24 protein-coding genes are annotated in these 25374 nt (G+C 68.4%); 13 read left to right on the top strand and 11 right to left on the bottom strand.

Annotated elements, in window-relative coordinates:
• Positions 1–152: 152 nt before the first annotated feature.
• From carB to HNQ67_RS08880, 3 genes are all read right to left on the bottom strand, one after another.
• Positions 153–3458 carry a carbamoyl-phosphate synthase large subunit gene (gene carB / locus HNQ67_RS08890; RefSeq protein ID WP_183254528.1) on the bottom strand — a complete coding sequence of 1102 codons (3306 nt, stop codon included), beginning with the start codon at positions 3456–3458 and terminating at the stop codon, positions 153–155.
• 16 nt (positions 3459–3474) lie between these two features.
• Positions 3475–3789, bottom strand: coding sequence for a ribonuclease E inhibitor RraB (locus HNQ67_RS08885; RefSeq protein WP_246347516.1), 315 nt, complete (start codon positions 3787–3789; stop codon positions 3475–3477).
• Between the two features lie 116 nt (positions 3790–3905).
• Entirely contained in the window at positions 3906–4604 is a 699-nt protein-coding gene (locus HNQ67_RS08880; protein ID WP_183254525.1) for an HAD family hydrolase, read from the bottom strand.
• Positions 4605–4778: 174 nt separating this feature from the next.
• Between HNQ67_RS08880 and HNQ67_RS08875 the strand changes: the two genes are divergently transcribed.
• From HNQ67_RS08875 to carA, 4 genes are read left to right on the top strand one after another with little or no spacing between them, the layout of a single operon-like run.
• Positions 4779–5603, top strand: a complete 825-nt coding sequence (locus HNQ67_RS08875) for a hypothetical protein (protein WP_183254523.1) — start codon at positions 4779–4781, stop codon at positions 5601–5603.
• A 40-nt stretch (positions 5604–5643) separates the two neighbouring features.
• Positions 5644–6642, top strand: coding sequence for an aromatic ring-hydroxylating oxygenase subunit alpha (locus tag HNQ67_RS08870; RefSeq protein ID WP_183254521.1), 999 nt, complete (start codon positions 5644–5646; stop codon positions 6640–6642).
• On the top strand, positions 6639–7976 hold the full coding sequence (locus HNQ67_RS08865) for an amino acid permease (RefSeq protein WP_246347515.1): 1338 nt from the start codon (positions 6639–6641) through the stop codon (positions 7974–7976). Before HNQ67_RS08870 ends, HNQ67_RS08865 begins: the two co-directional genes overlap by 4 nt.
• Before the next feature lie 46 nt (positions 7977–8022).
• The gene (gene carA / locus HNQ67_RS08860; protein ID WP_183254519.1) at positions 8023–9183 is read left to right on the top strand and encodes a glutamine-hydrolyzing carbamoyl-phosphate synthase small subunit; all 1161 of its coding nucleotides are present in this window, start codon (positions 8023–8025) and stop codon (positions 9181–9183) included.
• Positions 9184–9541: 358 nt separating this feature from the next.
• On the opposite strand, the gene HNQ67_RS08855 is transcribed toward carA, so the two are convergent.
• The gene (locus tag HNQ67_RS08855) at positions 9542–10009 is read right to left on the bottom strand and encodes a nuclear transport factor 2 family protein (RefSeq protein ID WP_183254517.1); all 468 of its coding nucleotides are present in this window, start codon (positions 10007–10009) and stop codon (positions 9542–9544) included.
• Positions 10010–10101: 92 nt separating this feature from the next.
• Positions 10102–10368, bottom strand: a complete 267-nt coding sequence (locus HNQ67_RS08850; RefSeq protein WP_183254516.1) for a hypothetical protein — start codon at positions 10366–10368, stop codon at positions 10102–10104.
• Between the two features lie 223 nt (positions 10369–10591).
• Between HNQ67_RS08850 and dnaG the strand changes: the two genes are divergently transcribed.
• Together dnaG and rpoD are read left to right on the top strand one after the other, a co-directional pair.
• Complete coding sequence (dnaG, locus tag HNQ67_RS08845) at positions 10592–12457, top strand: DNA primase (RefSeq protein WP_183254514.1); 1866 nt, start codon at positions 10592–10594, stop codon at positions 12455–12457.
• Positions 12458–12525: 68 nt separating this feature from the next.
• The gene (gene rpoD / locus HNQ67_RS08840) at positions 12526–14490 is read left to right on the top strand and encodes an RNA polymerase sigma factor RpoD (RefSeq protein ID WP_183254512.1); all 1965 of its coding nucleotides are present in this window, start codon (positions 12526–12528) and stop codon (positions 14488–14490) included.
• A gap of 17 nt (positions 14491–14507) precedes the next feature.
• Here the strand turns inward: rpoD and HNQ67_RS08835 are convergent, their stop codons facing one another.
• A complete protein-coding gene (locus tag HNQ67_RS08835) occupies positions 14508–14879 on the bottom strand; it encodes a four helix bundle protein (RefSeq protein WP_183254510.1) in 372 nt (123 codons plus the stop codon).
• A 236-nt stretch (positions 14880–15115) separates the two neighbouring features.
• Between HNQ67_RS08835 and HNQ67_RS08830 the strand changes: the two genes are divergently transcribed.
• Together HNQ67_RS08830 and HNQ67_RS08825 are read left to right on the top strand one after the other, a co-directional pair.
• Positions 15116–15568, top strand: coding sequence for a hypothetical protein (locus HNQ67_RS08830; RefSeq protein WP_183254508.1), 453 nt, complete (start codon positions 15116–15118; stop codon positions 15566–15568).
• A gap of 250 nt (positions 15569–15818) precedes the next feature.
• On the top strand, positions 15819–16568 hold the full coding sequence (locus HNQ67_RS08825; protein WP_183254506.1) for an extensin-like domain-containing protein: 750 nt from the start codon (positions 15819–15821) through the stop codon (positions 16566–16568).
• Positions 16569–16592: 24 nt separating this feature from the next.
• Here the strand turns inward: HNQ67_RS08825 and HNQ67_RS08820 are convergent, their stop codons facing one another.
• From HNQ67_RS08820 to HNQ67_RS08810, 3 genes are all read right to left on the bottom strand, one after another.
• Positions 16593–20045, bottom strand: a complete 3453-nt coding sequence (locus tag HNQ67_RS08820) for a class I SAM-dependent DNA methyltransferase (RefSeq protein ID WP_183254504.1) — start codon at positions 20043–20045, stop codon at positions 16593–16595.
• A gap of 158 nt (positions 20046–20203) precedes the next feature.
• Positions 20204–20356: a DNA methylase gene (locus tag HNQ67_RS08815; protein ID WP_183254502.1), complete on the bottom strand. Its 153-nt coding sequence runs from the start codon at positions 20354–20356 to the stop codon at positions 20204–20206.
• A gap of 124 nt (positions 20357–20480) precedes the next feature.
• Positions 20481–20831, bottom strand: a complete 351-nt coding sequence (locus HNQ67_RS08810; RefSeq protein ID WP_183254500.1) for a DUF1428 domain-containing protein — start codon at positions 20829–20831, stop codon at positions 20481–20483.
• Positions 20832–21021: 190 nt separating this feature from the next.
• Here HNQ67_RS08810 and HNQ67_RS08805 point away from each other — a divergent pair, with 190 nt between their 5' ends.
• A complete protein-coding gene (locus HNQ67_RS08805) occupies positions 21022–21552 on the top strand; it encodes a hypothetical protein (RefSeq protein ID WP_183254498.1) in 531 nt (176 codons plus the stop codon).
• 4 nt (positions 21553–21556) lie between these two features.
• Here HNQ67_RS08805 and HNQ67_RS08800 read toward each other — a convergent pair whose 3' ends face one another.
• Complete coding sequence (locus HNQ67_RS08800) at positions 21557–21766, bottom strand: flagellar hook protein FlgE (RefSeq protein WP_183254495.1); 210 nt, start codon at positions 21764–21766, stop codon at positions 21557–21559.
• Between the two features lie 114 nt (positions 21767–21880).
• Here HNQ67_RS08800 and HNQ67_RS08795 point away from each other — a divergent pair, with 114 nt between their 5' ends.
• The gene (locus tag HNQ67_RS08795) at positions 21881–22204 is read left to right on the top strand and encodes an Mpo1-like protein (RefSeq protein WP_183254493.1); all 324 of its coding nucleotides are present in this window, start codon (positions 21881–21883) and stop codon (positions 22202–22204) included.
• On the opposite strand, the gene HNQ67_RS08790 is transcribed toward HNQ67_RS08795, so the two are convergent.
• The gene (locus HNQ67_RS08790; RefSeq protein ID WP_183254491.1) at positions 22201–22803 is read right to left on the bottom strand and encodes a 3D domain-containing protein; all 603 of its coding nucleotides are present in this window, start codon (positions 22801–22803) and stop codon (positions 22201–22203) included. The genes HNQ67_RS08795 and HNQ67_RS08790 overlap by 4 nt on opposite strands.
• Before the next feature lie 219 nt (positions 22804–23022).
• Here HNQ67_RS08790 and HNQ67_RS08785 point away from each other — a divergent pair, with 219 nt between their 5' ends.
• The 3 genes from HNQ67_RS08785 to HNQ67_RS08775 are packed head-to-tail and all read left to right on the top strand — an operon-like array spanning position 23023 to position 25369.
• Entirely contained in the window at positions 23023–23607 is a 585-nt protein-coding gene (locus tag HNQ67_RS08785) for a glutathione S-transferase family protein (RefSeq protein ID WP_183254489.1), read from the top strand.
• Positions 23608–23631: 24 nt separating this feature from the next.
• Positions 23632–24306 carry a nitroreductase family protein gene (locus HNQ67_RS08780; RefSeq protein ID WP_183254487.1) on the top strand — a complete coding sequence of 225 codons (675 nt, stop codon included), beginning with the start codon at positions 23632–23634 and terminating at the stop codon, positions 24304–24306.
• A 31-nt stretch (positions 24307–24337) separates the two neighbouring features.
• Positions 24338–25369: a phospholipase C/P1 nuclease family protein gene (locus HNQ67_RS08775; RefSeq protein ID WP_183254485.1), complete on the top strand. Its 1032-nt coding sequence runs from the start codon at positions 24338–24340 to the stop codon at positions 25367–25369.
• Positions 25370–25374: the final 5 nt, after the last annotated feature.

Raw genomic sequence — 25374 nt, 5'->3', positions numbered from 1 at the left:
CCGGTGTCGCGGCGATGTCGGCCCTTTGTCTCGTTCGGGTCGAGCCCGTGTCCAGCCAATGTCGCGCCCGTGTCCCGGAATCCACTGGCCAGACTGTCCGGTCCGCCCTCGTTGTCAGGCGCGCCGGACTGGTCGAAATCGCCACGAGCTGGTCAGCCGTGCGCGTAGTCCTGGATCGGGCGCACGTCGAGGTCGCCGGCCTTGATCGCGCCGATCGCCTGGGCCGCCGCCAGCGCGCCGGCGGTGGTGGTGTAGTAGGGGATCTTCATCATCAGGGCGGTGCGGCGCAGGCTGAAGCTGTCCTGCAGCGACTGTTTGCCCTCGGTGGTGTTGAAGACCAGCTGGACCTCGCCGTTCTTCATCGCATCGACGATGTGCGGACGGCCCTCCAGCACCTTCTTCACAAGGCCGACCTCGAAGCCCCGGCCGGTCAGATAGGCGTGCGTCCCGCCGGTGGCGATGATCGAAAAGCCCTCGTCGATCAGCGTCTTCACCGCATCGACGATGAAGGGCTTGTCGTCCTCCTTGACCGAGACGAAGGCGCAGCCCTGCGTCGGCAGTTTCGTGCCGCCGCCGATCTGGCTCTTGGCGAAGGCGCGGGCGAAGGCGGGGGCCATGTCGGCCTCGCCGTCGCGCTTCCAGTCCAGACCCATGACCTCGCCGGTCGAGCGCATCTCGGGGCCCAGCACCGTGTCGACGCCGGCGAAGCGGGCGAACGGGAAGACGGCTTCCTTGACCGCGATATGGTCGTACGGCTTGTCCGTCAGGCCGAACGACTTCAGCGGCACGCCGGCCATCACCTTGGCGGCGATCGAGGCGATCGGCTGGCCGATGGTCTTGGCCACGAAGGGCGCGGTGCGGCTGGCGCGTGGATTGACCTCCAGCACGAAGATGCGCGGGTTCTCGGAGTGCGGCTCCTCGATCGCGAACTGCACGTTCATCAGGCCACGCACCTTCAGGGCCCGGGCCATGGCCTCGGTCTGGCGCTTCAGCTCGGCCACCGTCTCCGCCGACAGTGAGTGGGGCGGCATGGAGCAGGCGCTGTCGCCGGAATGGACCCCCGCCTCCTCGATATGCTCCAAAACGCCGGCCACGAACACCGTCTCGTCGTCGCACAGGGCGTCGACGTCGACCTCGGTGGCGCGGTTCAGATAGTGGTCGATCAGCACGGGGTCGTCGCCCGAGACCCGCATGGCCTCGCCGACGTAGCGGTCCAGCTGTTCGCGGTCGTGGACGATCATCATGCCGCGACCACCCAGCACATAGGAGGGGCGCAGCACGACCGGATAGCCGACCTCGTCCGCCTTGGCGGCCGCTTCATCGGCGCTGCGGGCCAGGCCGTTGGGCGGCTGCATCAGGCCGATGTCGTGCAGCATGACCTGGAAGCGCTCGCGGTCCTCGGCCAGGTCGATGGAATCGAGGCTGGTGCCGAGGATCGGCACGCCGTCCTCGTGCAGGGCATGGGCCAGCTTCAGCGGCGTCTGGCCGCCGAACTGGACGACGACGCCGATCAGCTCGCCCTTCGCTCGCTCGACCTCGATCAGCTCCAGCACATCCTCGGCCGTCAGCGGCTCGAAATAGAGGCGATCCGAGGTGTCGTAGTCGGTCGAGACGGTCTCGGGGTTGCAGTTGACCATGATCGACTCGACGCCGATGTCGTCGAAGGCGAAGGCCGCGTGACAGCAGCAGTAATCGAACTCGATGCCCTGCCCGATCCGGTTCGGCCCGCCGCCGAGAATAATCGCCTTCCTGCGGTCGGTCGGGTTGGATTCACAGTCCGGGACCTGACCCAGGGCGCCGGTCTCATAGGTCGAATACATATAGGCCGTGGCGCTGGCGAACTCGGCCGCGCAGGTGTCGATCCGCTTGAACACGGGACGAACGTCGAGCGCGCGACGGGCCTTACGGACGGTGGCTTCGGTCTGGCCGGTCAGCTCCGCCAGACGGGCGTCGGAGAAGCCCTTGGCCTTTAGCCTGCGGAAGTCGGTCGGCTCGGTCGGCAGTCCCTGCACGCGGATGTGACCCTCGGTGCGCACGATGTCGGCGATCTGGCGCAGGAACCACGGCTCGTAGAAGCAGGCCGCGTTGACCTCCTCGATCGACAGGCCGTGGCGGAAGGCCTGGGCGATGACGCGAATGCGATCCGGCGTCGGCTGGCCGAGGGCGCGAACCACGGCGGCGCGGGCCGAGGCCTCGTCGTCGACATCGGCCGTGCCCTCGATCTCGATCTCGTTGAAGCCGGTCAGGCCGGTTTCCAGCCCACGCAGGGCCTTCTGCATCGACTCCTGGAAAGTCCGGCCGATGGCCATGACCTCGCCGACCGACTTCATCGAGGTCGACAGGCTGGCCTCGGCGCCGGGATATTTCTCGAAGGCGAAGCGCGGGATCTTGGTGACGACATAGTCGATGCTCGGCTCGAATGAGGCCGGCGTGACCTGGGTGATATCGTTGGTCAGCTCGTCCAGGGTGTAGCCGACGGCCAGACGCGCCGCGACCTTGGCGATCGGGAAGCCGGTGGCCTTGGAGGCCAGCGCCGAGGAGCGCGACACGCGCGGGTTCATCTCGATCACGACCATGCGGCCGTCGGCGGGGTTGATGGCCCACTGGACATTCGAACCGCCGGTCTCGACGCCGATCTCGCGCAGCACGTCGATCGAGCCGGTGCGCATCCGCTGATATTCCTTGTCGGTCAGCGTCAGGGCGGGGGCGACGGTGATGCTGTCCCCGGTGTGAACCCCCATCGGGTCGATGTTCTCGATCGAGCAGATGATGATGCAGTTGTCCGCCTTGTCGCGGACGACCTCCATCTCATACTCCTTCCAGCCCAGCACCGACTCCTCGATCAGCACTTCGGTGGTCGGCGAAAGGTCGAGACCGCGTTCGACGATCTCCTTGAATTCCTCGACATTGTAAGCGATGCCGCCGCCGGTGCCGGCGAGGGTGAAGCTGGGCCGGACGATGGCCGGCAGGCCGACGAACTCCAGCGCGTCGTCGGCCTCGTCGATGTGGTGGATGGCCTTGGACCGCGGGCTCTCGAGGCCCAGCTTGTCCATGGCGTCGCGGAATTTCTGGCGATCCTCGGCCTTGTCGATGACGTCGGCCCGGGCCCCGATCATCTCGACGCCGTATTTCTTCAGCGCACCGCTCGCGTCCAGCGCCAGGGCCGTGTTCAGGGCCGTCTGCCCGCCCATGGTCGGCAGCAGGGCGTCGGGCTTTTCTCTGGCGATGATCTTCTCGACCATCTCCGGCGTGATTGGCTCGATATAGGTGGCGTCGGCCACCTCCGGGTCGGTCATGATCGTGGCCGGGTTGGAATTGACCAGGATGACCCTATATCCCTCGGCCTTCAGCGCCTTGCACGCCTGGACGCCGGAATAGTCGAACTCGCACGCCTGTCCGATCACAATGGGCCCCGCCCCGATGATCAGTACAGATTTGATGTCCGTGCGCTTGGGCATTGTTTCTACAGAGCTTTCAGTTCGTCACGACCGCGCATTCCCAGCCGTCGTAGTCCAGCTGGAAGGCCGCGGCCCAGGATTGCATCATGGTGGAGACGGGCGAGAACGAGGCCTCGTCCACCGCCATCGTGGTTTCGAGGATCGTGCAGTCGTCCTGCCCCCGGGTCAGGAAGCCGGCCCGCCGGGCCACCTCGTTCAGGTCGTCGTGCGCCCCGTCCCCATAGAAGTAGAACAGGGTGTGCCGCGGCGTAATTCCGCTGTCCCCGTGCTCCGCGAGGGTCGCCCGGATCATGGCGTCGCGCTCCTCGTGAGGGACGTCGTCATCGGTCAAGGCGAGCTCCTCTCGTGGCGCGCGCGGACCCGGCGCGGGCGTCGTCGCCTGCGCGGGCCGGTCGGGTTGTCGGTTAAGCGGCCGGTCTAAAGAGGGCGCGGCGCGGGAGCAAGCGCTTATCCGTCCGACCGCGCATCGATCCAGTCGGGCAGGGCGTCGATGCGGTCGAGGGCGCCGTAACGGGCGTGGCCGTCCGGGGCGTCCGCCAGCTCGTGGGCCCAGGTGACGACGTAGGGAATGTGCACGGCGAAGGCGCCGGCCTCGAGCGCCGGCAGCACGTCCGACTTCATCGAGTTTCCAGCCATGACCGCCTCACCCGGTCCCGTGCCGTGCCGCGCGAAGACCCGCTCGTAGGTCGTCTGGTCCTTTTCGGAGACGATTTCGACGGCGGCGAACAGGTCGCCGAGCCCGGACGCCGCCAGCTTGCGCTCCTGATCCAGCAGATCGCCCTTGGTGACCAGCACCAGCCGGTACCGCTCCGACAACCGGGCCAGCGCCTCGTCCACCCCGGGCAGGGTCTCGACCGGGTGGGCCAGCATCTCGCGTCCGGCCGCGAGGATTTCGCGGATCGCGCCCGGGGGCGGATCGCCGCCGCACATCTCCATCGCCGTCTCGATCATCGACAGGGTGAAACCCTTCACCCCGTAACCATACAGGCGCAGATTCCGCCGCTCGATCTCGGCCAGCCGCGCCTCGATTTCGGCGTTGTCGTGATCGGTCAGCAGGTCGAGAAACCGCGCCTGCGTCAGTCGGAAGACGGTCTCGTTGTGCCAGAGCGTGTCGTCGGCATCGAGGCCTACGGTGGTGATGGTCATGGGCTCTCCTGACGCGCGGCGGCGGCCCGGTCAACGCCCCATACCCTGCGGAGTCCCGCGCCGGGAATCGGCTTGGTCAACGCGCCTTGACCACGTTCAGCAGGGATATCTTTTCACCTTGGGCGTCTGCTTCTCGCGGGGGACCGTCTTTTCGACCGGCAGGAGAGAACGGTCATGAGAAACGACCCAGGCTATCTCGCACCGACTGCGCCGCCGTCGGCCGCCGACGCGTCCGGGGACGGCCTGCAGGAAGCGATCGCCCGTATCGGAGAGCGCCGGTCGTACGCCGCACCCTATGAAAGCCTGACCTTCACCCTGCTGACGCGGGCGCGGCGGGAGCTGGTCGTGACCCTCGCGGCGCAACCGGTCTTTGACCTGATCCGCTCCGCTCCGGTCGCCCGGCGCATCCGGCGCAACGTGCGCCATCGGGGCGGTGAGAGCGCTCTGATCGGCCTTGGGCGGCGCACCCTGGAACCGGCCGACCTGATCCGCATCGACACCCAGACTCTGAGAAACGGGCTCGATCTGTTGCGGTTGGGGCGGGACGACAGCGGCGTTCTGCCGGCCTTTTGGCGAACCGTGGCTTCGAGCGGCGGCCGGTTCGACCTGCTGTGCGCGGAGATGCAACACGGGTCCGCGCCGGGGATCCTGCTGATCGAGATCATGGGCGGTCTGGAACAGGCGCCGACCGACGCCATCCAGGAGGCGATCCAGCATTTCGAGACCGGATCGCTCGGGCTGATCCTGCACGTCGCCCCGGACGCGGACGCGGCGAAGCGGCTGTCGCAGGTTCGCGCCCAGTGTCTGGCCATCGATTTCGCCGGCGTCGAGCACGAGAGCGCCCGCGACTGGCAGGCGGCGATCCCGCTGATCCAGACCGCCCGCAAGGCCTGCCCGCAGGTCATGCTGCTCAACCTGCGTCCCGACCGCGGACTGGCCGCCCAGGCCGCCGGGGCCACCCACGCCGTGTTCGCGGGGATGGACACCATCGTGGTCTGACGGCGGTTGACGCGGGGACGGCCCCGGGACTTGATTGACCATGCAGATCACGCTCCCCGCCCGCCTTTACGGCTGCCCCGAGGCTTGGGCCCGCGAACGAGTGGGCGTGTTCGGGCGCAGCTGGCTGTTCGTCGGACACGAGTCCGAGGCCCGGGACCCCGGGGACTGGATCGCCGCGGACATCGCCGGTCACCGGCTGTTTATGGTGCGAGGGAAGGACGGGGCGCTGCGAGCCTTCCACAACGTCTGCCGCCACCGCGCGGGCCCGCTCGTGCAGGGTGCGGCCGGCCATTGCGACGGCGAACTGGTCTGCGTCTATCATGGCTGGCGCTATGCGCTGGACGGTCGGCTGCGTGCCGCCACGGATTTCGGCGCCGCGGAGGGGTTCGACCCGCGCGTGTTCGGCTTGCTGGGGCTGCGGCTGGAGACCTGGCGAGGGCTGGTGTTCGTGAACCTCGACCCAGAAGCGCGGCCTTTGAAAGACCACATTGCCCGATTGGACGCCTTGCTGACCGAGCGGGGGCTGGAGATGGCCGCGCCAGCGCTCCGCCGGAGCCATGCTCTGGCCTGCGACTGGAAGGTCTACGCCGAGAACTACCTGGAGGGTTATCACATCGGAGCGGTCCACCCCGTGCTGGCGGAGGAGCTTGGTTCCGCGGAGTATCGGGTTCGCGTCGACGGCGATCTGGTCGTGCAGGAGGCGGTGGGAGCCAGCGACGGGCCGCAGGCGGGCGTCTGGGGCTGGCTGTGGCCGAACCTCGGGATCAACGTCTATCGCGACGGGGCCATGATCGAACGGATGACGCCGGTCGGACCGGGTCGGACGCGACTTGACTACCTGTTCCTCCACGATGTTGGAGAGGCCGCGCTGACCGATGCTTTGGCGGCGTCAGACCGGCTGACCGCAGAGGATGCCGGAATCTGCGAGGCGGTCCAGGCCAACCTTTCCGCCGGAGCCTATGATACAGGGGTGCTCAGCCCCCGGCACGAGGCTGCCGTGGCCTGGTTCCAATCCCGTCTTGCCGAGGTCCATGGATGATCGACACGTCGCGCCGGATGCCGCTCGCCGAGGAGCCTCTGTCGGACCGCCACAAGTTGGGCTGGGGGCTGGCGGCGCTGGTCGTGGCGGGCAACATGATCGGCTCCGGCCTCTATCTGCTGCCCGTTAGCCTTGCTTCGGTCGGCAGCTCCAGCCTGATCGGCTGGCTGGCTGCCGGCGCGGGAGCGGTGACGCTGGCGCTGGTGTTCGGGGCGCTGGGCCGACTGCAACCGGACGCGGACGGCCTGCCGGGTTTCGCTGAGCGGGGGCTGGGGCGGTTTTTCGGCTATCAGACAGCACTGGCCTTCTGGACCGCCTGTCTCGTCGGCAACGTCGCCATCGCCGTGGCCGCCACGGGCTATCTCGGCTTCTTCTGGCCGGTGCTGAGAGACCCTGTGGCGGCGACCTTCTGCAACCTCGGCATCATCTGGCTGGCGACCTTCGCCTACATCATCGGGGCGCGGACGGCGTCGGGGCTCGCGGCGGTGGCGCTGGCCGTGGGACTGGCGCCGATCGTGATCGCGGTGGCGGCGGGGGTCGTGGCCTTCGATCCACAGATCTTTGCGGCTTCGTGGAGTCCGGCGGAGACGCCGCTCCTGCAGAGCGTGCCGGCGTCGCTCGCTATCATCTTCTGGGCTTTCCTCGGGGTCGAGAGCGCGGCGGCCCTGTCGCTGAGAGTCAAGCGCCCCGCCCGCGACGTCGGCCGGGCCTCGGTGGCGGGCGTGCTGCTTGCGACCGCCGTCTATATCGCCGCGACCGTGGCGGTGTTCGGGGTCATTCCGGCCGATGTGCTGGCGAATTCGACCAGCCCTTACGCGGACCTTGCGTCGCGGGTGTTCGGGGCCTCGATCGCCGGGGTGGTGGCGGTCTGCGCCGTCGTCAAGACGATCGGCACCGTCGGCGGCTGGGTCATGCTGGGCGGAGAGACAGCGCGGTCGGCGGCGCGGAAGGGCTATCTGCCGAGCGGGTTCGGCGCCGGCGAACGCACGCCGGTCGCCAATCCGCTGCTGGGCGGCGCGATCATGAGCGTAGTGGCGGTGATCTCGGGGCAGCCGACGCTCGGCGGGCAGTTCGGCATGCTGGTCGGCGTGACGGCGGTGCTCAGCCTCGCGGTCTACGCCATCTGCTCGGCCGCACTGTTTCAGATGACGCGTCGATCCAAGGCGCGGATCGTGGCCGTCGTCGGCTTCCTGTTCGCCACGGCCGCGGTGGCCGCGGCGGCGCCGGGATATATCCTGCCGACTGTCGGGTTCTTCGTCGTGACGAGCCTCGCATGGCTGGCGTTCCTGAGAAAGTCGCCGCCGCGCGTTGACCCGGCGGCGGGCGACGCCTAACCACCGCGCCGTTTGCTCGCCGGGATTCGGTGATACGGAGGTCGCCATGAACACCAAGCTTCTTCCCGGCGTCACCGGCGTGCTGGCGCTGGCGGACGGAACCATCCTGCAGGGCCTCGGCTGCGGCGCGACCGGCTCGGCCCTCGGCGAGGTCGTCTTCAACACCGCCATGACGGGGTATCAGGAGATCCTGACCGACCCGTCGTACATGAGCCAGATCCTCGCCTTCACCTTCCCGCACGTCGGAAACACGGGGGTGAATGTGGAGGACGTGGAGCAGATCGGCGGGGGGGCGGACACCTCGGCGCGCGGCGCGATCTTCCGCGACGTGCCGACCGACCCGGCCAACTGGCGCAGCGAGAGCGATTTCGACGCCTGGATGAAGCGGCGCGGCGTGGTCGGGCTGGCGGGGGTCGACACCCGCTCGCTGACCGCCCGTATTCGCGACGCGGGCGCGCCGCACGCGGTCATCGCCCACGATCCGGAGGGCCGCTTCGATCTGGACGCCCTCGTGGCGCAGGCGAAGGCGTGGTCCGGGCTGGTCGGGCTGGACCTGGCCAAGGACGCCTCGACCCTGCAGTCGTTCGACTGGGACGAGGGGCTGTGGGACTGGCCGGAAGGCCATCCGCGTGTTGACGCCGGCGACAAGTCGGTGGTGGTTGTCGACTACGGCGTTAAGCGCAATATCCTGCGGGCGTTGGCCTCAACGGGGGCGAAGATCACCGTGGTGCCGGCCGATACGACGGCCGAGGCCATTCTGGCGCGCAAGCCCGACGGGGTGGTGCTGTCGAACGGACCGGGCGATCCGGCCGCGACCGGCGCCTATGCGGTGCCGGAAATCCGCAAGCTGGTCGACAGCGGCAAGCCGGTGTTCGGCATTTGCCTCGGCCACCAGATGCTGGCGCTGGCGCTGGGCGCCCGAACCGTCAAGATGGATCAGGGCCACCACGGGGCCAATCACCCGGTCAAGGACCTGACCACCGGCAAGGTCGAGATCGTGTCGATGAACCATGGTTTCACCGTGGACCGCGACAGCCTGCCGGACGCCGTGGTCGAGACCCACGTCAGCCTGTTCGACGGCACCAACTGCGGCATCGCCCTGAAGGACAAGCCGGTGTTCAGCGTGCAGCATCACCCGGAGGCGTCGCCGGGGCCGACCGACAGCCTGTATCTGTTCCAGCGCTTCGCCGACTCGATGAAGGGCTGAAGCCGCCCAGGGTGACCGGGATGGCAGGGCGCCACTGAAAAAGTGTGATGTACGAGTCCGGTTGATTGGACTCGAACGTCCGGTTGGGCGGAAACCGGGCCTGGAAGCGGCGCCGGCGGGGGGCAGGGCTGTCAAAGACCAGGCCTGGTGGGGCTTTGAGCATTGAAGCACAGGCTTGCGTCAGGATCGGACGCAGGCGAGGGGCGTGCGCTTCCGGGCCTCGGAAAAGAGGGGGCGGGATGACCGGGAAGTGGTCGGAAGTGTCGGGATGACAGGGTATCGGTTGGTAGGGTTTTGGCCACGCCCTTCATCCCGGGACCAGGCCCCGGGATAACGGCGGCTCAGGGCTGGACCGGGGTCAGGCCGGCGGAGTCTTCGGTTCGGCCTGGAACATCTTGTTGACGATGACCCAGCGTCCGTCGATCCGGGACAGGGCCATGTAGTCGGTAAAGCGGACGGCCGGATAGTCGAGGATGATCTTGGCCACGGCGGTGTCGCCGGTGATGTCGATGCTCTCGATCCAGCGCTGGCGTTGAGCCTCGTCGGCCGGCGGGGCGCCGGAGGCGCGGCCGATATAGTCCTCGGCGGTCATGCGTATCAGGGTTCCACCACGCATGCCCCACAGCTCGGCGTCTGGATGGAAGGCAGGGCGGAATTCGTCGGCCGAGCCCGTGGCGTGGCCGCGCAGATAGGCCTCGAGCGGGGCGCGGACGGCGGCGTCGACGGTCTCGACTTCGGGCGAATGGGCGCGCCAGGCGCCCTGGGCCAGAACGGGAGAACCCGCCAGGGCGGCGGCGAGAGCGGCGGCGATGATCAGTGGTTTCATGACGGTCTCCGGCCCCGGTCCCCGACCGCAGCCAAGCACGGTCACGGGCGCAGGTGAAGGCCGGCTGTGCGGCCGGATGTCCGGGCATTGGCTCAGGGCAGCGGCGCGAAGCTCTTTTCTTCGCGCAAGGCGCTGGCCTTGCGGACGGCCACTGGCGCGGCGTTGAGCCAGTAGTCGGCGTCCTCCATGCGGTTGCTGCGGCGTCGCTCGAGCCCGCGCCGGCGGCGCAGGGCGGCGTTCTCGAGCAGCCGCGCGTGCAGGGCGCGGGGCGGCAGTTCAGCGATGGCGGGGGAGCCGGGGACGGCGACGGCGTCGGGGCCTTGAGGCTCCACCGCCGGACGGGCGATGGCGATGAACATGGGTGACTTTCAATCTCGGGGCGGCTTCCCGATCTTCGTCGGGACGCCGCGGATCGCCGTCGGCTTCTTCGACGGCACACATGGTTAATCCACAGGCTTGTGGATTGTTCCGAGATGCTCACAAAAATGAGTGTTGAATCAGGCGGTTATGGTCCCGGTTTCGCCTTTGTAGTTAACAAAAGGTAAAAACGCCCACTCAGCGAGTCGCGCGCTATAAGGCGCTGTGCGCTTTGACGAACGCTTCCTTGAAGAATTGAAGGCTCGCCTTCGCCCGTCCGACATCATCGGGCGGACGGTGAAGCTCAAGCGGCAGGGCCGTGAGTATGTCGGCCTGTCTCCGTTCACCAAGGAGAAGTCGCCGTCGTTCTTCGTCAACGACGACAAGGGCTTCTTCCACGACTTCTCGTCCGGCAAGCATGGGGACGTCATCAGCTTCCTGCAGGAGACCGAGCGGCTGAGCTTCGTCGAGGCGGTGCAGCGGTTGGCGGGGGAGGCGGGCATGGCCCTGCCGGCCGAGGACCCGCAGGCGGCCGAGCGCGAGCAGAAGCGGCAGGGTCTGACCGACTGGATGGACCTGGCCCAGAAGTGGTTCGCGGCCAATCTGCGCCGTTCGCCGGGCAAGGCGGCGCGGGAGTATCTGGAAAAGCGGGGCCTGCCCGAGGACCAGTGGGAACGGTTCGGTCTCGGCTATGCGCCCAACGACCGTGAAGGGTTGAAGAGCGCCCTGGTCCAGCGCGGAGCCAAGCCGGGCGAACTTGTCGAGGCCGGAATGCTGATCGCGCCGGAGGGCGGCGGGTCGCCCTACGACCGGTTCCGCGACCGGCTGATGTTCCCGATCCTCGACGCGCGGGGCCGGATCGTCAGCTTCGGCGGCCGGGGGATGAACCCCGACGACCGGGCGAAATATCTGAACGGGCCGGAAAGCCCGCTCTTTCACAAGGGCGCGACCCTGTACGGCCTGCCAGAGGCGCGGCGCATCCTCGGGGCCGAGAGCAAGTCCGATCAGGCCATCGTGGTCGTGGAGGGCTATATGGACGTCATCGCTTGCCAGAGGGCCGGCATCCCGGCGGTGGCGCCGATGGGCACGGCCGTGACCGAGGAACAGATGGAGCGGCTGTGGCGGGTGTCGTCGGAGCCGGTGCTGTGTTTCGACGGCGACGCGGCGGGACGGCGGGCGGCCTATCGCGCCATCGATCGGGCCTTGCCGCAGCTGAAATCGGGCCGGTCGTTCCGCTTCGCCCTGCTGGAGGCCGGCCAGGACCCGGACGACATCCTGCGCGACAAGGGGGCGCCGGCCTTGCGCCAGGCCCTGTCGGCGACGCGGCCGTTTGCCGAGGTGCTGTTCCAGAAGGAGGCCGAGCTGGAGCCGCTGGACACGCCGGAGCGCCGCGCCGGATTGAAGGGGCGACTGCGCCAGGCCGCCTCGGCGGTGCAGGACAAGGATCTGGCGGAACAATACAGACGCGAGCTGTTCGACCGGTTCGAGGCTATGTTTCCGTCCCGGCGTGCGCTGACTGGCTCGGCCCCAACCGGTCCGGGTGGTCGGTGGCGGGCCGGGCCGCCGCCCGTGCTGGGTCAGACCGCCGAGGGAGCGCGGGCCATGCAGTCGCTGTCGCGGTCGATCGAGCCGGTCGCCGCGGCCCTGGCCCACGGCGCCGTCGACGATCCGGAACGGATGGATGATCATCTCGAGGCGATCGCCGCGCACGGGTTCGGTGATCCGGCCCTCGACGGCCTGGCGCAAGAGATGGTCCGGTTGCGCTTCTCGGGGCAAGACCTTGACTCAGCGGCCCTGCGACGCCATCTGGCGCAATCGGGTCATGGCGTTTTGATGCACGAGGTCGAGAAGGCGGCGGCAAAGTCCGGCGCGCCCTTCCTGGCCGCAGACAAGCCCCTCGGCGAGGCGCGGATCCGATGGTCGCAGGCGTTCGACGCGCTCACCCGCGTGGCGGCGCTGGAAGACGCCCTGACTTCGGCGCGTGGCGTGCCGGGGCAGGACGAGGCGTTCCGCCGGCTGAAGGCCGAGCGCGATGTCCTGCGTCGCGCGATCAAAACCGGCGAGATTTGGGAAGACAGCGCGGGCTCGTAACAAACGGACCCGCCACACGTTGTATTGGCGGACGGCCTGATCAGCCCTCCACCGCGGAGACAGATTGAATGAGTGCGCAGACCGAGACGCAGGAAGCCGAAGCCCAGAGCGACGGTCCGCTGCTCGACCTCACCGACGCCGGCGTCAAGAAATTCATCAAACAGGCGAAGGCGCGCGGCTATGTGACGATGGAGGATCTGAACAAGGTCCTGCCGTCGGAAGAAGTCACGCCGGACGCCATTGAGGACACGCTGGCGATGCTGTCCGAAATGGGCGTCAACGTCGTCGAGGCCGAAGAGGACGCCGAGCAGAAGGAAGGCGAGGGTGGCGAGGTCGCCGCGACCGCCGAGACCGCCGTCGCCGAGACGCCCGCGAAAGCCGCCTACGACCGGACGGACGACCCGGTCCGCATGTATCTGCGCGAGATGGGCAGTGTCGAGCTGCTCAGCCGCGAGGGCGAGATCGCCATCGCCAAGCGCATCGAGGCCGGTCGCGACGCGATGATCTCGGGTCTGTGCGAAAGCGCGCTGACCTTCGAAGCCATCATGGTGTGGCGCGACGAGCTGGCCAACAACCGCATCCTGCTGCGCGAGGTCATCGACCTGGACGCCACCTACGGCGTGCTCAATCCGTCGTCCCTGCCGCACAACCAGCCGCCGCAGCCGGTGCCGGGCTCGCCCGAGGCCAAGGAAGCGGCGATCTCGCAGGAATCCGACGCCGACAAGGCGGAGGAGGACGAGGAGGACGAGGACTTCGACGACGGCGGCGGGATGTCGATCTCGGCGCTGGAGGCGGAGCTGCGCGACGGCGTCATGGAGGTGCTGGACGCGATCGCGGCGGACTTCGGCGGGTTCCGGAAGCTGCAGGACAAGCTGGTCGAGGCGCGGCTGAAGGGCGAGACCCTGAGCGCCAAGGACCAGAAGGCCTACGACCAGCTGACGGCGGACATCTCGGGCCGCCTGAAGACGATGAAGCTGAACAACAACCGCATCGAGGCGCTGGTCGAGCAGCTCTATGCGATCAACAAGCGGCTGATGGGTCTGGAAGGCCGGCTGCTGCGCCTGGCCGACAGCTACGGCATCTCGCGGCCGGAGTTCCTCAAGGCCTATTTCGGCAAGGAGCTGGACCCCAACTGGGCCGAGGGCGTCAAGGACATGGGCGTCCGCTGGACCAAGTTCAGCGAGAACGAATCCGCCCAGATCGCCCAGATCCGCGGCGACGTCGCGGCCGTGGCCACCGAGGCCGGCCTGCCCATCGACGACTACCGCCGCATCGTCCAGACGGTGCAGAAGGGCGAGCGCGAGGCCCGTCAGGCCAAGAAGGAAATGGTCGAGGCCAACCTGCGCCTGGTCATCTCCATCGCCAAGAAATACACCAACCGCGGCCTGCAGTTCCTGGACCTGATCCAGGAGGGGAACATCGGCCTGATGAAGGCGGTCGACAAGTTCGAATACCGCCGCGGCTACAAGTTCTCGACCTATGCGACGTGGTGGATCCGTCAGGCCATCACCCGCTCGATCGCCGACCAGGCCCGCACCATCCGCATCCCGGTGCATATGATCGAGACGATCAACAAGATCGTCCGCACCAGCCGCCAGATGCTGCACGAGATCGGCCGCGAGCCGACCCCGGAGGAGCTGGCCGAGAAGCTGGCCATGCCGCTGGAGAAGGTCCGCAAGGTCCTCAAGATCGCCAAGGAGCCGATCAGCCTCGAGACCCCGATCGGCGACGAGGAGGATTCGCATCTCGGCGACTTCATCGAGGACAAGAACGCCATCCTGCCCATCGACGCGGCCATCCAGTCCAACCTGCGCGAGACCACCACCCGCGTGCTGGCCTCGCTGACGCCGCGCGAGGAGCGGGTGCTGCGCATGCGCTTCGGCATCGGCATGAACACCGACCACACCCTGGAAGAGGTCGGCCAGCAGTTCTCGGTGACCCGCGAACGCATCCGCCAGATCGAGGCCAAGGCGCTGCGCAAGCTGAAGCATCCGTCGCGGAGCCGGAAGCTGCGGAGCTTCCTGGACAGTTAGGGCTTAGGGCTTAGGGCTTAGGGCTTAGGGCTTAGCTTGGTGAGCAGGGCCCTGAGCATCCGTCCCAGTTCATCCGCATCGGCGAGGATCGGGTCGGTGGAGCCGGCTTTCGCCGCTCCGACGCGCTCGGCGAGGATCAGGTGGGTCTCCAGCTCCTTCAGAGAGCCTTGGGCGATGCGGACGAAGCTGGCGTAGGACGGTCGCGTGCCCCGGCCGTAGCCCTCGGCGATATTCGCAGCCACCGACACGGCGGCTCGCCGCGCCTGTGAAGTCAGGCCGAATTGCTCATCCCTCGGGAAGGCGCGGCTGAGCAGATAGGTCTGTTCCGCAATCGCCATGGCGCGCTGCCAGATCAGCAAGTCGCGGTACCCTCGAATGCGGTCGCCCACGCCTCCCTCCCCGGATCCAGATCCCGATGCGAAGACGTAGCCCTAAAGTTGTCCGACCTTCAACAGCGCTCAACCCTAAGCCCTAAGCCCTAAGCCCCAAGCCCCAAGCCCTAAGCCCTCCGACAGGGAATTCGACCACCGCCCGGCGACGACTTCGGCGACTTCCGCCGGAGAATTGCGGGACAACGGCTACCGCCACGACCGTTTTTGACGCCCCCGCGTGCTCCCGTGCCCGCATGGACCACTACCGGATGCGGAAATATCGCGGCCCGGACACCTGGCGGCGGGTGCGCGAGGCCTACGTCGCCGGGGAGTCGGGGCCGTCGCTGGCGCGGCGCTTCGATGTCGGCCTGCACAATCTGAGGAAGAAGGCCAGCCGCGAGGGCTGGACCCGCGCGGCCGTCGCGGCCGGGCTGGACCGCGAGCTACCGGACGCCGTGGAGGCCGTCGCCGGGGCCGCGCCGGTCGACCGCCACGCCGCGCTGGAAGCCTGCCTTGACCACGCGGCGGCGGCCATGGCGCGCGGCGACGGCCAGAAGGCGCTGGCCGGGCTGAAGGCGGCCCTCGCCTTCACCGACCTGACCCGCCGGCTGGATGACCCGGGCTTCGTCGACCCGCAGGAGCCGGGCCGGCAGGCCGCGCTGGCCTTCCTTCGGGCGGAGGCGCTGAGGGATTATCCGGAGGGGTGAGGAGGGGCCGGGCCGACCGCTAATGGAACGAGGCCGGCGACCTGTGGCCGCCGCGGCCGCCGGAGAGCCCGGCGGGATACATGCAGCGGCAGTGCGCGTGGCGGCGAGGGCGGGGGATGGACTGGGCGGAGGAGGTTTGAGGGGGCGACGCGACCGGGAGGCGGGGTGACGCCGCGGGAGGGCGGTCCCCGGACCCGCTCGCCATGTCGTGAACCCCGGACCCGGGCGGGAATCAGCTAGCGTCGCGCGGATGAGCTCGCCCCGCCGCCTTCCCCGATCCGCCGTTCTGGCCGGACTGTTGTCGATCCTCGCCGGGTGCAGCCCGATGCTGCCCGAGCGTCCGCCCTACGGCCCCACGCCCGCGGCGCCCGGACGACCGGAGGCGGCGCTGGTCGGCGGGCTGATCGACCGGCCGATCGACGGGGCGACGGGGTCGGCCGTCCTGCGCGAAAGCACCGACCTGAACCGCTGCGTGGCCGAACTGACCGCGGCGCGCGTGCGCTTCAGCCCGACGCCGGACCGGGTCGACAGCGCCGCCTGCGGCCAGGTGCAGGCGGGGCTGCTGGGGGCCGACATGGGCACGGTGGCGCGGATGAACCCCGGCGACGTCAGGATGACCTGCCGCCTCGCCCTGGCCGTCAGCGTCTGGCGGCGCCAGTCGCTGGAGCCGGCGGCGCGCGAGATCCTCGGCTCGGACGTGGTCCAGATCGACCACATGGGGGCCTACGCTTGCCGCAATGTGAACAACGGGGCCGGCAGCACCCGCATCAGCGCCCATGCCCAGGCGGCGGCGCTGGACGTGTCGGGGGTGCGGCTGCGCGACGGGCGGCGCATCACCCTGACGGCGGACTGGCGCGGCGACGGCCCGGAGGCGCGCTTCCTGCGGCGGGTGCGCGACGACGCCTGCCGGATTTTCGGGACGGTGCTGAGCCCGGACTACAATGCGGTGCACCATGACCACCTGCATCTGGAGGCGACGGAGACGCGGTTCTGCCGGTGAGGGGGGGCGCGTTTGCGGTCCCCGTTACGCCGCCCTTCGCGCCGCGAAGGTTCCGTCGGGCAGGGCGGTGATCTCGGCGTAGCGGACGAGGGTGTTGAGCGCCTGCACCACGCGTTGCTCGATCTTCTTGCCGCCGCCCTTGAAGGCGCGAGACACGGCGGCGGCGTCCATGGGCCGACCCGCCGACTGGAGCACGGCGCGGATGGCCATGACCTGTTCGCCCTTGTCTTTCGGGAAGGCCGGCAGCCCCTTGTCGATCGCCACCACGGCGCCGAGGTCGAGCTCGCCGGACTTCGGCGCGGCGGCCCCCTTGGCGAAACGGGGGATCTGGTAGTCGGGGCGCAGCCAGCGCACGTGCCCGGCGGCCTCTTCCTTCGCGCGTTCGGCGTTCAGGGCGACCAGCTTCTCCAGAATCTGCTCGTCGGTCAGGTCGTGGGGCCAGCCGTAGGCGTCGGCGGTCGCCCGGTCGATCTGGTCGTGCAATTCCTTGAGGATCAGCACCCGGCCGCGCGCCTTCACATCGGTCTCGGCCTCGCTGAGGTCGGCCCCGGCGCGGACCTTCTCCAGCACATTGTACAGGCCGGTCAGGGTCAGGTCCGGATGCTCGGCCTGCACCGTCTTGCGGGTGGCGTCGAGCTCCTCGCCGAGAGCGCGGAGGGTGGCGCGGATGGCTTCGGACGGGTCGGGGAAGGGGAAGGGGTCGAAGCAGCGGGATTTTACCCAGACCGCTTCCTGATCGTACACGCCCAGCATCGCGGAGTTCGCAATGTACCAGCGGAAGTGAATCCGAGACGAAAGGACGGCTAGGTGTTCTCCCTCGTGTGAGGCGATCGCCAGAAGTTTATTGTCCGGCAGGATGCTTGTCTCCAGGAACAGAAACACCCGGTGCTTTGTGGTCTCAACTGTAGTGATTATCCGTGGAAGGGCCGACCACGCTTCCCGTGCTCGCGGGTTGTTTTCTCCGAAAAGCCACCAGTTTTCTCTCCGATACGCTCGCGCGTTCGTATCCCTTTCCGGCTTCACGGTTTCAAGCAGGTGCTGATAAACCTCGGGATACGCCTGCCTCACCTCTTCTGCACTTAATCCGAAAAGATCGATCACCATAACGCCTCGGGATCGGCCCATGAGGTCTCGCCCGTTTCGATAGTGCCGAAGATGTGCCTCCAGTCCCGGTCGTCGACCTAGCCCCAAATGGGCAGCATGCTCGGGGCTAACGATGAACCCGGCACCGTGCAGCTTCACACCCGGTGAACAAAGACCTTCATTTGCTGTAATCGGCTGAGCGGACGTAACATCGACACCGAGCGATAGGTCAGAGTTGATATTTCCCTGATCTGAGGCGAACGAAAGTCTCGGTTCGTCTGTGTCCAGCCCAGCTTCTGCGGTGATGTCCAGCAACGTGCCGTCGTGCTGTCCAGCCCGCGCAACGGTCATAGCGATCCGCACCGCCGCGCTGTCTTTCGTCGCCTTGGTCCACGGATGGTCCGGCACGGCGAAGATGACCGACACCGGAGCCTTGGCTTTCAGGTGGCGCTCCATCACCCGGCGCTGGAACACTTGGCTGATGGAGTTTGTGGTGACGAGGCCGAAGCGGCGCAGGGGTGTCTTCTTGCGGGTCAGCAGTTCGGCGGCGTGGTCCCACCAGTACATGACGAAATCGGCGCTCTCGTTCATGTGCGGATGCGCCGTCCACAGCGCCTCGGCATAGCCGGGCATCATCCTTGAGCGCAGGTCCTTGCCGCCGATGAACGGTGGGTTGCCGACGATGAACTCGGCGTCGGGCCAGTCGGGGCGGCGGGCCTTGGGATAGGTCTGGACGGTTGCCTGCGGGCTCTGTGCGGCCGCTTGCCCCTCCACCGCTTCGCGGTCCCCCTCCCCACGTTGTGGGGAGGAGACGGGGGGCTGCATCTCGAACTGCAGCTCGGGATAACCGTCCCAGGTCAGGACCGCGTCCTTCTGCTGGATGTTGCCGAAGGCCTTGAGGATGGGTTCAGCGGGGTGTTCGCGGCTGTTGCGGTAGTGTTGTTGCAGATAGCCGATCCACAGCACCAGTTCGGCGATGGCGGCGGCGCGGACGTTGAGCTCGATGCCCAGGAACTGGTGCGGATCGACGGTCTCGAAACCGATGCCCTCGGTCTGGCCCAGTTCGGCCAGGGCCTCCAGCACCTCGCCCTCCAGCCGTTTCATCAGCTCCAGCGCGACATAGAGGAAGTTGCCGGTGCCGCAGGCCGGGTCGAGCACGCGGGTGGTGCAGAGCTGGTGATGGAAGGCGCGGATGGTGGCCACCGCCCCCTTGAGGTCGTCGTAGTCGCGGGCATCTCCGGCCTTCAGCAGGGCCGTGTTCCAGTCGGTGCGCAGCGGCTCCATCACCGTCACCTCGACCAGCCGTTCGACATAGGATCGGGGCGTGTAATGGGCCCCGAGAGAGCGTCGCTCGCCCGGTTCCAGTGCTTGTTCCAGCAGGGTGCCGAAGATGGCCGGTTCGACAAAACGCCAGTCGTGGGTCGAGGCGGCCAGCAGTTCGCCGATCTCTTCCCGATCCATCGGGAAGGCACGGGCGTCCTTGAACAGGCTGCCGTTGAAGTGGCGCAGATGGGTCTTGAAGCCCGAGAAGAAGCGGTTCTCGTAGACCGGGTCGTCCATCCGCTTCCACAGGTCGCGCAGCAGGGGGGCGAAGCTGTCGGGGCCGTCGAGGCAGTCGCGCAGCAGGGCGGTGAACTGACCCTTGGGCAGCAGGTCGGTGTCCTCGGCGAACATGGTGAAGATGCAACGCATAAGGAAATGCGCCACCTCTTCCGGCGGGTGTTTGGCTTCCAGTCGTTTGGACACGGCGGCGAGGCGTTCGGCGATCTCGCGCGTGACGCGGGCGGCGTGGCGCGACGGGTCGAGCGTCTGCGGCTCGGTCCAGATGGCCCTGAGCCGGTCGACGATTTCGGGACGGCGCAGGTCCTCCAGCCGGATGCGGAAGCCCTTGCGGTCGGGGAAATGGCCATAGGCCCGGCCCGAGCCGGAGAAATCGGCATAGACCTCGAACACATAGCCGACGTCGCAGACGATGATGAAGGGCGGGGCCGGGTGGTCGGCGGGCAGGCGGAAGGCATAGTCCTCGGCCTGACGGCGGGCGCTGCGCATCAGCACGTCCCAACGACCCTCGCTGGCGGCGGTCGAGGCGGTCTCGTCGGCCTTGAAGCGGGAGGGCTGGTCGTCCCGCTGGCTGGCGCGCGACTGTTTGGCTTCGAGGATGAAACAGCCGCGCTTGTAGAGGTCGATGCGCAGGGTCGAGGCGACGCCCTCGGATTCGCGCCGTTTCACGCCGCGCTCGAAGACGTAGTCGTTGCTGCGGGTGTCGTCGCTGGCCGGGTCGGGGCGCGGCAGGTCCAACGCCTCGCACAGTTCCGACAGGAACATCTGATAGTTGGCGCGTTCCGCCCCGCCGCGGGCCTCGCTCCAGCGCGTGATGAAGGTATCGATATCCAAGCGCGGCTCTCCCCGCCGCGCACTTGGCCCGGTTCGCGGGGGCGTTGCAAGCGGGGAGCCGGGGGCTTGCCTCCCGGAACCCCTCCACCCCTTCGGGGTCCCCCTCCCCATCGCTGCGCGACGGGGAGGAGACGGCGCGTCTCCCTGCTCGACCGCCCTCAGGCGGCTTCGGCGGCGGGGGGCGGGTCGGAGCGGGCGAGGACGGCGCGGACGATGTCGGCGGCGCCGAGGATGGGCAGGGGCTCTCCGAAGCGCTCGCGCCACAGGGCGTCGAGCTCGCGGTCTTCATCGGTCATGGCGGCGGCAGGCATGCCGGAGGTATCGCACGCCGGGGGGCAAGGGTTCCCTGTCAAAGAGGGTAAACGGCGGCGGAAGGTGGGGATGGGGAGGCCGAACGGACCTTCTCCCCCCGGGGGAGAAGGGAGTCTCGGCTGGCTAGCGGCCCTCGAAGATCGGCTCGAAGCCGCCCCACATCATGCGTTTGCCGTCGAAGGGCATGTCCATGTTCTGGAAGTCGGGGTCGTCCTGCATTTGGGCCCAGCATTTGTCGGCGGTCGCCTTGTCGGGCCAGCGGAGCCAGGAGAAGACCGGGACCTCGCCGTCCTCGAGCTTCACGGCCAGGTCGAAGCCGGTGACCTTGCCGGGCCGAATGTCGTCGCCCCAGTTTTCGACCTGTTCCAGCGCGCCGTACTTCTGGAACGCCGGCCAGGATTTGCGGGCGGACTCGATGTAGCGCGCCTTGTCGGCGGCTTTCACGGGGGTCAGGAAGCCGGTGATGTAGGACATGGGGGGGGCTCCGGGGGCTGGGGGTTAGGGGTTAGGGCTTAGGGCTTAGGGCTTAGGGGTTAGGGCTTAGGGCTTAGGGCTTAGGGATTGGGCGGTAGGGACAAGACCCTACACCCGACACCCGACACCCTGAACCCCGACCGCCGTTCGGCCAATGGACAGCGCCGTCGGAGAGGGGCACTCTGGCCCCATGGTCAGTCTGGCCCATCTGAAACGCCGGCTCGGGCAATACGCCGCCGTGTGGGTGGCGGGGTTTCTGCTGTCGGGGACGGCGATCCTGGCGGCGCTGTTCGTCACCGACCTGATGACGGCGGCGGATTGGGCGTTGCCGGCGGGGCTTCTGCTGGTCGGGCTGACGCTGGGGGCGGGGGTGGTCGCCAGCCTGGCCGGGCGCGAGACGGTGGGGACCAGGCTGGTCGTGCTGCTGCTGGCGGGGTTGCTGGCGCTGCCGTTGCTGTGGGCGCCAGTGTCGGCGGCGGTGGTCATCGCCTTCTTCGCTGACCGCTCGATCGAATATTCCGAGGCCTATGCGGCGTTCCAGATCGGCGTGTCGCGGGTGCTGTTCCCGATCGGCCAGTGGATCGGCGGCGGCGATCTGTTCGGCTGGGTCTGGACGGCGTTCCAGTGGGTGTCGACGGTGGTCGGCTTCATCTCGGCGGTGGTCAGGGCCTGGCCGTGGATCCGGCGGCTGCTGGGGCCGGAGCCGGTCGCGGAGGCCTGACGGATCAGGCGAGGATGTCGAGCAGGGCGCCGGTCATCTCATCGGCGGTGCGCAGGACCGAGGCGTTGGCCTTGAGCGCGACCTCGGCGCCGAGGCGCTCGACCGTTTCATCCGCCAGATTGGCGAGGGGATCGGCGGCGGTGCGGCGGACGCTGGCCTCGAAACGGGCGGTGGCCGAGGCGATGCCGGCGGCGGCGATGGCGTGGGCCTGCATGGGCGGCTCCCGGGAGGATGCGGCGAGCATGGCGCTGGAGGCTGAAGAGAGCGGCAACGAACAGGGTGAACGCGGCGGCTTGCGGCGCGGCCGGGACGGTTGCATCGTCGGGCCATGAGCATGCAGGAGCCGGCGGGCGGACGCTTCGAGAGCTTCGAGGCCTTCTATCCGCACTACATTCACGAACATTCGAACCGGACGTGCCGGCGCATCCATGTGGTCGGATCGGCGCTGGTGCTGGTCGTGCTGGCCGTGGCGGTCGTGACGTTGAACCCGTGGTGGCTGCTGGCCATGCCGGTGGTCGGCTACGGCTTCGCCTGGGTCGGGCATTTCTTCTTCGAGAAGAACCGGCCGGCGACGTTCCGCTATCCGCTGTGGAGCCTGATGGGCGACTGGCGGATGTTCTTCGAGGTGGTCGCCGGCAAGCGGAAATTCTAGCGCGAGCCGACGTTGGTCGCGGCGCTGGCCATGAGGGTCGGCTGGCGATCCCACGAGGGCGGGCAGCCGTCGAACCGGCCGGCGTCGATCAGGGTCAGGCGGCGCTGGTTGAAGCGCATGGCGGGCTGCATCGAGCCACGGCCGTGGCCGGTGTAGAGATCGATCTTCTGCCCCTTGATCGCGCCGCCGGTGTCAGAGGCGTACCAGTAGCCGTCGTGGACCGTGCCGTCGGGCATGCGCATGCCGACCGTCTCGGGGATGAACAGGCGGGTGCGGCGCGGGATGTAGCGCGGGTCGACGGCCATGGTGCGCATCGGGATGGGGCGGCAGCCGAGGCTGTCGTTGCCCGTCGCTCCGCCGCCGCCGGCATGGTAGAGATTGACCCGGGCGGTCCAGTCGGCGTCGGCCTCCATCAGGGCCTGCTGCTCGGCGGTCAGGGCCATGCCGCTGTCGGAACCTTCGTCGGAGGATCCCGTTTCTTCCTCGCCCAGCCCGGTCGCGACCGCGGCTTCGTAGGTGACGGGTTCGCCCTGTTCCGCGCCAAGCGCGGGGAAGGCCATCGCCCAGACGAGGGCGAGCGCAGCGGCGGTGCCGAGCATGAATGCGACTCACGAAAACACCGGCCCCTGACGCGTCCGGCGGCGGGCTTGTCGTCAATAATTGCGGCGAAAGCCAGACATCGCGCCCAGACTGCGACGTCCTGTCAGGTCGAGTTGTGGATAAGCGCGGCTTGTGACGGTCGCGGGGAATCCCTCTTGGTTCAGCGTCTGAAACCTGTCAGCTGTATTCGCAGATCAGAAACACCTTGCTGAGGGCGGATGCTTACAGTCTTTGGAGATATTCGGTCGGGCAACTGTTTGAAGGTCAAGTGGTTGCTCGACAGCCTCGGCCATGATTATCGCTGGGTCGAAACCGACGTCATGGCGGGTGCGACACGATCCCCAGATTTTCTGGCGCGGAACCCGGCCGGGCAGGTTCCCGCGGTGGTGCTGGATGACGGGCGGACGCTGGCGCAGTCGAACGCCATCATCGGTTTCTTCGGCGAGGGAACGCCCTGGCTGCCGACTGACCCGTGGGCGCGGGCCAAGGTCTACGAGTGGCTGTTCTGGGAGCAGTACAGCCACGAGCCCTACATCGCCGTGGCGCGCTTTCAGCGGGCGCTGCTGGGCAAGCCGGCGGACGAGATCGAGCCGCGGTTGATGGAGCGCGGGCGGGCGGCGCTGGAGCGAATGGAGGCGGCGCTGACGGCGGCCGAGTGGCTGGTCGGCGACGGGCCGACGCTGGCTGATCTGGCGCTGGTCGCCTACACGCGGACGGCGCCCGACGGCGGGTTCGACCTGGCGCCGTTTCCGGCGATCCGGGCGTGGATCGGGCGGGTGGAGGCGGCTTTCGGGATAGGCTAAGCCTGGGGCGAAGCCGGAGGCCCCATGCGCGATCATCCCTGCCAGCCGCTGACCGGCTATGACCCCGTCGACGACGCGACCCGCCTGGAGCGGGCGACGGCGTTCCGGCGGCTGATGGCGGGGCGGCGGACGGTGCGCGAGTTCTCGGACCGGCCGGTGGCGCGGGCGGTGGTCGAACAAGCGCTGCTGACGGCGGGATCGGCGCCGTCGGGGGCCAATCACCAGCCGTGGTTCTTCAGCGTCATCGAGAGCCCCGGCGCCCGCGCCCGCATCCGGGCGGCGGCGGAGGCCGAGGAGCGGGAATTCTACGAGAGCAAGGCACCGCAGGAGTGGCTGGACGCCCTGGCCCCGCTGGGCACCGACCCGGACAAAAGCTTCCTGGAGGTGGCGCCGGTGCTGATCGCCATCTTCGGCCAGAAGCGGGGCGGACCGAGACCGGGCGACGACAAGAAGAACTATTACGTCACAGAAAGCGTCGGCATCGCCACCGGCCTGCTGATCGCCGCCCTGCACCAGGCGGGATTGGCGACCCTGACCCACACCCCGGCGCCGATGAGCTTCCTCGCCGACATCTGCGGCCGTCCCGCCGGCGAGAAGCCGTTCCTGCTGCTGGTGGCGGGGCATCCGGCCGAGGATGCGACCGTGCCGACGGCGGCGCTGGACAAGAAGCCGCTGGACGCCATCGCGGCGTGGATTTAACCCGGCGGCAGTCCCGCACCCGGAGCTCGCCATGAAGCGCCTCGTCGTCGCCCTGTCCGCCCTGACGCTTGGCGTCGCCGCCCTCGCCGCGCCCGCTGTGGTGTCGGCCTGGGGCAATACCGGCCACCGGCTGATCGGCGTGGCCGCCGTGCGCGCCCTGCCCGACGAGATGCCGGCCTTCCTGCGCACGCCCGGCGCGGCCGCCGAGGTCGGGGAGCTGTCGCGCGAGCCGGACCGGACCAAGGGGGCGGGGCAACCGCACGACCGCGAGCGGGACACGGCCCATTTCGTCGACATGATGGAGGACGGCCGGATCATGACGGCGCAGGGGATGTCGATCGACGCCCTGCCGCGGCTGAAGTCGGAATATGACGCGGCGCTGCTCGCGGCGGGGATCAAGGTCGATGACGCCGGCTACCTGCCCTACGCCATCATGGACGGCTATCAGCAGCTGGTGCGCGACTTCGCCACCTGGCGGGTGCTGCACGCCGCCGAGGCGCGCGAGAGCGATCCCGGGAAGCGGGCCTGGTATCGGGAGGACCGGCTGCGGCGCGAGGCGCTGATCCTGCGCGACATGGGCTATCTGGGGCACTACGTCGGCGACGGGGCGCAGCCGCACCATACGACGATCCACTACAACGGCTGGGACCGCGACACGCCCAACCCCGAGGGTTTCACCACCTCGCGCCAGACGCACGGCCTGTTCGAGGGGGCGTTCACGGCGCGGGTGGCGCGGCTGGACGCCATCGAGGCGGCGATGGGCGCGCCGGCGCTGGATAGTTTCGATCTGCGCGCGCGGGTCCCGGCCTATCTGAAGACGACGCTGGCCGAGGTGGTCCCCTTCTACCGGCTGGAGAAGGCCGGGGCCTTCCGCGACGCCGAGCCCCGGGCCGGGATGTTCGTCATCGAACGGCTGGCGGCGGGAGCGTCCGAGCTGCGCGACCTGTATGTGCTGGCGTGGCGGGATTCGGCGGACGAGGAGATCGGCTGGCCCAAGGTGAAGGTGGCCGAGGTCGAGGCCGGGACGGCCGATCCGTGGCTGGCCATGTACGGCGACGACTGAGTTCC

Source organism: Brevundimonas basaltis (assembly GCF_014202075.1).
In the GTDB taxonomy this organism is placed as follows: domain Bacteria; phylum Pseudomonadota; class Alphaproteobacteria; order Caulobacterales; family Caulobacteraceae; genus Brevundimonas; species Brevundimonas basaltis.
This window is presented reverse-complemented; position numbering and strand designations above follow the sequence as displayed.

What these genes read in the sequence shown, in the direction of transcription:
- HNQ67_RS08800 (WP_183254495.1), bottom strand. Translation starts at nt 21,766, where the DNA reads ATGCAGGCCCACGCCATCGCCGCCGCCGGCATCGCCTCGGCCACCGCC.
- HNQ67_RS08870 (WP_183254521.1), top strand. Translation starts at nt 5,644, where the DNA reads ATGCAGATCACGCTCCCCGCCCGCCTTTACGGCTGCCCCGAGGCTTGG.
- HNQ67_RS08785 (WP_183254489.1), top strand. Translation starts at nt 23,023, where the DNA reads ATGCTTACAGTCTTTGGAGATATTCGGTCGGGCAACTGTTTGAAGGTC.
- HNQ67_RS08880 (WP_183254525.1), bottom strand. Translation starts at nt 4,604, where the DNA reads ATGACCATCACCACCGTAGGCCTCGATGCCGACGACACGCTCTGGCAC.
- HNQ67_RS08815 (WP_183254502.1), bottom strand. Translation starts at nt 20,356, where the DNA reads ATGCCTGCCGCCGCCATGACCGATGAAGACCGCGAGCTCGACGCCCTG.
- rpoD (WP_183254512.1), top strand. Translation starts at nt 12,526, where the DNA reads ATGAGTGCGCAGACCGAGACGCAGGAAGCCGAAGCCCAGAGCGACGGT.
- HNQ67_RS08780 (WP_183254487.1), top strand. Translation starts at nt 23,632, where the DNA reads ATGCGCGATCATCCCTGCCAGCCGCTGACCGGCTATGACCCCGTCGAC.
- HNQ67_RS08825 (WP_183254506.1), top strand. Translation starts at nt 15,819, where the DNA reads ATGAGCTCGCCCCGCCGCCTTCCCCGATCCGCCGTTCTGGCCGGACTG.
- HNQ67_RS08775 (WP_183254485.1), top strand. Translation starts at nt 24,338, where the DNA reads ATGAAGCGCCTCGTCGTCGCCCTGTCCGCCCTGACGCTTGGCGTCGCC.
- carA (WP_183254519.1), top strand. Translation starts at nt 8,023, where the DNA reads ATGAACACCAAGCTTCTTCCCGGCGTCACCGGCGTGCTGGCGCTGGCG.
- HNQ67_RS08855 (WP_183254517.1), bottom strand. Translation starts at nt 10,009, where the DNA reads ATGAAACCACTGATCATCGCCGCCGCTCTCGCCGCCGCCCTGGCGGGT.
- HNQ67_RS08795 (WP_183254493.1), top strand. Translation starts at nt 21,881, where the DNA reads ATGAGCATGCAGGAGCCGGCGGGCGGACGCTTCGAGAGCTTCGAGGCC.
- HNQ67_RS08810 (WP_183254500.1), bottom strand. Translation starts at nt 20,831, where the DNA reads ATGTCCTACATCACCGGCTTCCTGACCCCCGTGAAAGCCGCCGACAAG.
- HNQ67_RS08790 (WP_183254491.1), bottom strand. Translation starts at nt 22,803, where the DNA reads ATGCTCGGCACCGCCGCTGCGCTCGCCCTCGTCTGGGCGATGGCCTTC.
- HNQ67_RS08865 (WP_246347515.1), top strand. Translation starts at nt 6,639, where the DNA reads ATGATCGACACGTCGCGCCGGATGCCGCTCGCCGAGGAGCCTCTGTCG.
- carB (WP_183254528.1), bottom strand. Translation starts at nt 3,458, where the DNA reads ATGCCCAAGCGCACGGACATCAAATCTGTACTGATCATCGGGGCGGGG.
- HNQ67_RS08805 (WP_183254498.1), top strand. Translation starts at nt 21,022, where the DNA reads ATGGTCAGTCTGGCCCATCTGAAACGCCGGCTCGGGCAATACGCCGCC.
- HNQ67_RS08830 (WP_183254508.1), top strand. Translation starts at nt 15,116, where the DNA reads ATGGACCACTACCGGATGCGGAAATATCGCGGCCCGGACACCTGGCGG.
- HNQ67_RS08875 (WP_183254523.1), top strand. Translation starts at nt 4,779, where the DNA reads ATGAGAAACGACCCAGGCTATCTCGCACCGACTGCGCCGCCGTCGGCC.
- HNQ67_RS08850 (WP_183254516.1), bottom strand. Translation starts at nt 10,368, where the DNA reads ATGTTCATCGCCATCGCCCGTCCGGCGGTGGAGCCTCAAGGCCCCGAC.